The organism is Alteromonas sp. (genome assembly GCF_984505615.1).
The window spans coordinates 1-5,553 of the sequence record NZ_CFHOXV010000077.1; the positions used below are offsets into that span (position 1 = coordinate 1).

The 5,553-nt window shown below is 48.1% G+C and carries 6 protein-coding genes; 4 read left to right on the forward strand and 2 right to left on the reverse strand.

Annotation, left to right across the window (positions count from 1 at the left end):
• Positions 1-62 precede the first annotated feature (62 nt).
• Positions 63-683: a flavin reductase family protein gene (locus AC4PME_RS20345; protein WP_491046902.1), complete on the reverse strand. Its 621-nt coding sequence runs from the start codon at positions 681-683 to the stop codon at positions 63-65.
• A 136-nt stretch (positions 684-819) separates the two neighbouring features.
• Here AC4PME_RS20345 and AC4PME_RS20350 point away from each other — a divergent pair, with 136 nt between their 5' ends.
• The 4 genes from AC4PME_RS20350 (at position 820) to ychF (ending at position 3,741) form a co-directional block, all read left to right on the forward strand.
• Complete coding sequence (locus AC4PME_RS20350; protein ID WP_491046903.1) at positions 820-1,245, forward strand: hypothetical protein; 426 nt, start codon at positions 820-822, stop codon at positions 1,243-1,245.
• Positions 1,246-1,395: 150 nt separating this feature from the next.
• Positions 1,396-2,025 carry a 50S ribosomal protein L25/general stress protein Ctc gene (locus AC4PME_RS20355; RefSeq protein ID WP_474851191.1) on the forward strand — a complete coding sequence of 210 codons (630 nt, stop codon included), beginning with the start codon at positions 1,396-1,398 and terminating at the stop codon, positions 2,023-2,025.
• 5 nt (positions 2,026-2,030) lie between these two features.
• Positions 2,031-2,627 carry an aminoacyl-tRNA hydrolase gene (pth, locus tag AC4PME_RS20360; RefSeq protein WP_119501758.1) on the forward strand — a complete coding sequence of 199 codons (597 nt, stop codon included), beginning with the start codon at positions 2,031-2,033 and terminating at the stop codon, positions 2,625-2,627.
• 22 nt (positions 2,628-2,649) lie between these two features.
• Positions 2,650-3,741, forward strand: coding sequence for a redox-regulated ATPase YchF (gene ychF, locus AC4PME_RS20365; RefSeq protein WP_474844503.1), 1,092 nt, complete (start codon positions 2,650-2,652; stop codon positions 3,739-3,741).
• 120 nt (positions 3,742-3,861) lie between these two features.
• On the opposite strand, the gene AC4PME_RS20370 is transcribed toward ychF, so the two are convergent.
• Complete coding sequence (locus AC4PME_RS20370) at positions 3,862-5,169, reverse strand: short-chain fatty acid transporter (RefSeq protein ID WP_491046904.1); 1,308 nt, start codon at positions 5,167-5,169, stop codon at positions 3,862-3,864.
• Positions 5,170-5,553: the final 384 nt, after the last annotated feature.

Below are 5,553 nucleotides of genomic sequence, written 5' to 3' on the forward strand. Positions count from 1 at the left end.
CTGATAACTGCCTGTGCGCAGATTATTAAAGGCCGGTGCTGAGAAGCACCGGCTTTTTTGTATCAGCGGGGACGCAACATCTCAAACAGGTTTTCACTATCAATGGTGTAATAATCCCCTGCTCCACCAGCCCGCAGAAGGGGTTCTGCCCTACCCGTTTTAAACACACCGTCTTCAATCAGTGATGTTTTTATCTTCACGCCGGTCACTTCACCGAATACCATCCATGTATCACACAATTCACCATTGCTGCCCTGCAATTGTATGATTTGTGTTTTGCGGCATTCCATCACCACGCCACTTTCCGCAACGTGGGGCGCTCTCACAGTGCGGGACTCGCCTTTTGTCAGCCCGGCCAGTTCAAACTCATCCACACTGGCATCGACCTGTGCACAGGTCTGATTCATCTGTTGCGCCAGCGGCACACTTACCAGGTTGTAGCAAAACTCTCCTGTCGCCTGAATATTTCTTACTGAGTCTTTAAAGCCAATACTGGAAAAACCAATAATGGGCGGCGTGTAATTGAATGCATTAAAAAAGCTGTAAGGTGCCAGATTAGCGATACCCTCTTCGTCAACAGTGGAAATCCAGCCGACGGGTCTGGGTGCAATAATACTGTTGAAGGGATCATGTTTGAGGCCATGACCCGCTGAAGGCTCGTAAAAATGAAAATCTGAAGACATAGACTCAATCCTCTGAGTTTTAATAAAATAAAAAGGCACAAACAATAAACCAAAACCTCCTGTTCATTGTCCGTTCAGGTCAAAACCGGCACAATGACAAAAAAGGTCTGCTGACCATAACTACGGCGGAGATATCATGATCAGACTTGTTTATTTAGCAGCGTTAGTCAGCCTGTGCTGTGCCTGCAGCGATGAAGCTGCGCCGGACGACGTGTCAAAAACAGAAACCGTCACCCTTAATGTGGTTGAGAACGTTACGAAAAATGTGACTGATAATATCGACAATAAGGCCACTGAAATGGAAAACAACATTACTTTGTCAGGAAAAATGGTCTATCAGCAGCATGAAGGCGGCTTTTTTGGCTTCATTACTGACACCGGAGAGCGTTACACGCTGCGCGGACTGGATAAATCTTACCGTCAGAATGGCATGAAACTGATTGTCGAAGGTCAGCCGCTGACCGGTATGATGACAACAACTCAGTTCGGAACCGTTTTTAAAGTAGAAAAAGTGGTCAGTGCCGACGCCACAGCAGTCGCACCGCACCACAGTGAAATGTAATTGACGTTTGTATATCCTGCTTCGCGGTGGTAGAATTCGCCGCCCTTTTATTTCGGGGTACGGTTAATGAGCCTTGTTTATTGCCGTTATCGCGTGGGTTTTGGTCGCAAAAACTCACAAAAATAAACTAAATATATTGGAGACATATTAATGTCTGAAGCTATTTTTAACCTGGATGCAGTAGTACGTACTGACCTGGGGAAAGGTGCGAGCCGCCGCCTGCGTCATGCTGATAAAGTTCCTGCAATCCTGTACGGTGGCGAAGAAGCCCCTGTTGCACTGACTCTTGATCACAACAAACTGAACAACGCTGCTGATTTCGAAGCATTCTACTCTCACGTTCTGACTCTGAACATTGACGGTCAGAAAGTTGAAGCGTTAGTTAAAGACATGCAACGTCACCCGTTCAAGCCTAAGATCACTCACGTTGACTTCCAACGCGTTATCGCTGGCGAAGAGCTGCACACCAGCGTTCCTCTGCACTTCATCAATGAAGAAAAATCTGCTGCTATCAAAGCTGGCGGTATTGCAGAGCACCACGTAAACGAAATCGAAATCACGTGTCTGCCTAAAGATCTGCCTGAGTTCATCGAAGTAGATATGGCTGCAGTTGAAATGGATGCTACCGTTCACCTGTCTGACCTGACTCTGCCTGCAGGCGTTTCGTCTGTTGAACTGGCTAAAGGTGATGATGCACACAACTTAGCAGTTGTTACTGTTAAGCCTGCTCCTAAAGCACCTGAAGCAGAAGAAGGCGAAGAAGACGCAGCTGAGGAATAATCAGCTTGTCGTCAGATATCCGTCTGATTGCGGGCCTGGGTAATCCGGGCCCGGAATATGAACATACCCGACATAACGCCGGCGTCTGGTTTCTGAACGAACTGGCAGCGCGTTTTAACACCTCCCTTAAGCCTGAAAGTAAGTTTTTTGGTCTCACTGGCCGGATAACCGTGGGCACTCAAGATATTCGTCTGATCTACCCGACTACTTACATGAATAAAAGTGGTCAGGCGGTAGCCGCAATGGCAAACTTCTACCGTATCCCTGCAGAGAATATGCTGATTGCTTTTGATGAGCTGGATTTACCTCCGGGAATCGCTAAATATAAAGTTGGCGGCAGCTCCAGTCAGAATGGCATTCGCGACATCGTCGCTAAAATGGGCAACAACAAAGATTTCTTACGCTTGCGAATTGGTATCGGTCACCCCGGCCATAAAAGCAAGGTAACCGGCCATGTACTTGGCAAACCACCGGAAAACGAAAAGCGGGCAATTGAAGATGCCATCGATGAAGCGGTCCGGTGTACAGAGATTTTAATTAAAAACGATTTAAAGCAAGCCCAGAACCGACTGCATAGTTTTAAAGCTGACGTTCAGGGCTGATAACTTAACAAGGGTCCAGCACATGGGTTTTAAATGTGGCATCGTTGGTCTGCCAAATGTGGGTAAATCTACCCTGTTCAACGCACTTACCAAAGCCGGAATTGAAGCGGCGAACTTCCCTTTCTGTACTATTGAACCGAATACCGGTGTAGTACCTGTACCGGACTTACGTCTGGACAAGCTGGCAGAAATCGTCAATCCGCAGCGCGTAATTCCTACTACCATGGAATTCGTAGACATTGCCGGTCTGGTTGAAGGTGCTTCAAAAGGTGAAGGTCTGGGTAACAAGTTCCTGGCAAACATTCGTGAAACCGATGCTATCGGACACGTTGTGCGTTGCTTTGAGAACGACAACATTGTTCACGTTGCAGGTAAAGTCAGCCCGAAAGATGATATTGACGTTATCAATACCGAACTGGCGCTGGCGGATCTGGAAACTACAGAAAAAGCCATTCACCGTGTATCTAAGCGTGCCAAAGGTGGCGATGCCGATGCGAAGTACGAATTAAAAGTACTGGAAAAGATCAAACCGCACCTGGACGAAGGCAACCTGTTACGCTCTCTGGAACTGACCAAAGAAGAAATGGCAGCCATCAGCTACATGAACATGTTAACGCTGAAACCTACCATGTATATCGCTAACGTGAACGATGACGGATTTGAAAATAACCCGTTCCTCGATCAGGTAAAAGAAATTGCAGCTGCTGAAAATGCTGTAGTTGTTGCCGTTTGCGCTGAAATTGAAGCCGAAATTGCTGAGCTTGAAGATGATGAGCGTGAGGAATTCATGCAGGATATGGGTCTGGAAGAACCCGGTCTTAACCGCGTTATCCGTGCCGGTTACAACCTGCTGACTTTGCAAACTTACTTCACCGCAGGGGTAAAAGAAGTACGTGCATGGACATTCCCTGAAGGCTCTACAGCGCCTCAGGCTGCCGGTAAGATCCACACAGACTTTGAAAAAGGCTTTATCCGCGCAGAAATCGTTGGCTACGACCATTTTGTTGAGTTTGGCGGCGAGCAAGGTGCCAAGGATGCCGGTAAATGGCGTCTGGAAGGTAAAGACTATATCGTTAAAGACGGTGACGTCATTCACTTCCGTTTTAACGTGTAGTCACACAGTCATTCAAAAACACCGCCTGATGGCGGTGTTTTTATTTGAACGCTTTTTATCCTTAAGAAGTCACGTTGTGCTTCCGGCCAAGGCTGGTTAAACGGTGAGGCAGGCAGCGTGCTAAACCCAATACAGCACTGCGCCAATCACCAAGCCGGTCAGTAGTAACTGCACCAGACAAAATCCCATTATATCTTTGGCTTTAAGCCCGGCAATCGCCAGCACAGGTAAGGCCCAGAATGGCTGGATTAAATTCGTCCAGGCATCCCCCCAGGCAACACCCATTGCAACACGGCTGACATCGGCGCCCAGCTCCAGCGCTGCAGGAAGTACCACCGGAGCCTGCACCGCCCACTGCCCGCCTCCGGACGGCACAAAAATATTCACAATGCCCGCAGAGATAAAACTCCAGACCGGCAGCGACTGCGCACTGGCAAGACTGATAAGCCATTCCGACAGACTCTGCGCTAAGCCGGACTGAACCATGACAGCCATAATCCCGGCATAAAACGGAAACTGGATAACAATGCCCGCTCCGCCTTTCACAGCCTGATGCAAACTATGCAGTAATTTCCGTGGTGTCCCGTGTAACACAATGGCGAGAAACAAAAAGAGACCGTTAACGATATTCAGGTTTAACGTGCCGCCGTTTATAAAGTACATAAGCAGATACGCCAGACCGGCAAACCCGGTAAGCTGGGCCAGAATAACGCTGTTTTCCAGTTTATCCGCCGGACGGGTATTTTCAGCCTCCGGCACAGGTTCATCTTCAAGTTTTGATGCCGGTACAATGACACTGTCTTCTTTCGATGGCAGCATTAAACGGTTTACCACCGGCATTACCACGAACAATATGGCGACCAGAACAAGGTTAAAGGTGGCAAAAATAGTTTGTGATGTGTCGATAACGCCAATCTGATCAACAGAAAAGTGACCGGGCGTGGCAATGGTCAGTGGAACAGAGCCGGCAAGACCACCATGCCATACCACAAATCCGGAATAGGCACTGGCCACCAGCAAACGGTAATCCACCTCAACCTTCCTCGCCAGCGCTTTGGCAAATAACGCCCCCACCACCAGGCCAAAGCCCCAGTTCAGCCAGCTGGCAGCCAGCGATACCAGCGAAACCATTAAAATCGCCTTAGGTGCAGAGTTTGCCAGTCCGGCCATTTTCTCCAGCCCGCCTTTTACCAGCGGCGTACTTGCCAGCATGTATCCGGTGACAAGCACGAGCAGCATTTGCATGGAAAAACTGAGTAGCCCCCATAATCCGCTCCCCCATTGCTCAACAACCTGCTGCGGAGATTGTCCTTCTACAAGCACTGCTGCGGCAAAAACCACCAAAGTAAGCAATAAAACGAAGATATACGGGTCCGGCAGATAGCGCTCAACGAGTTTTACGAAGGGTGAAGCGACCTTATTCATCATATTTTTCTTCTTCCTTTAAGATCTGACTTAACAATTTACTCACATTATCGGATTTATTCGCAGATTTCAGGGAAAAAGATTTTACAACCGGCAAATTCAGACCGCCACGCCGGTTAATTAATCGCCAATGTCGAGGGAAGAAATTCATAGCAAATGCCCTCGAATTGATCTCTTTTCCACCATTTTGACGCCATATTAAGCATTTCAGTACACATAGTGAGCACTTAAAAAAAGTTAGTAAAAAAGGGGTTGACGGTCGGGGGTCATATCCGCATAATACGCGCCACTTCCTGAGAGGGAAGAGAAAGAAAGAGGCTACGTAGCTCAGCTGGTTAGAGCACATCACTCATAATGATGGGGTCGCAAGTTCGAATCTCGCCGTAG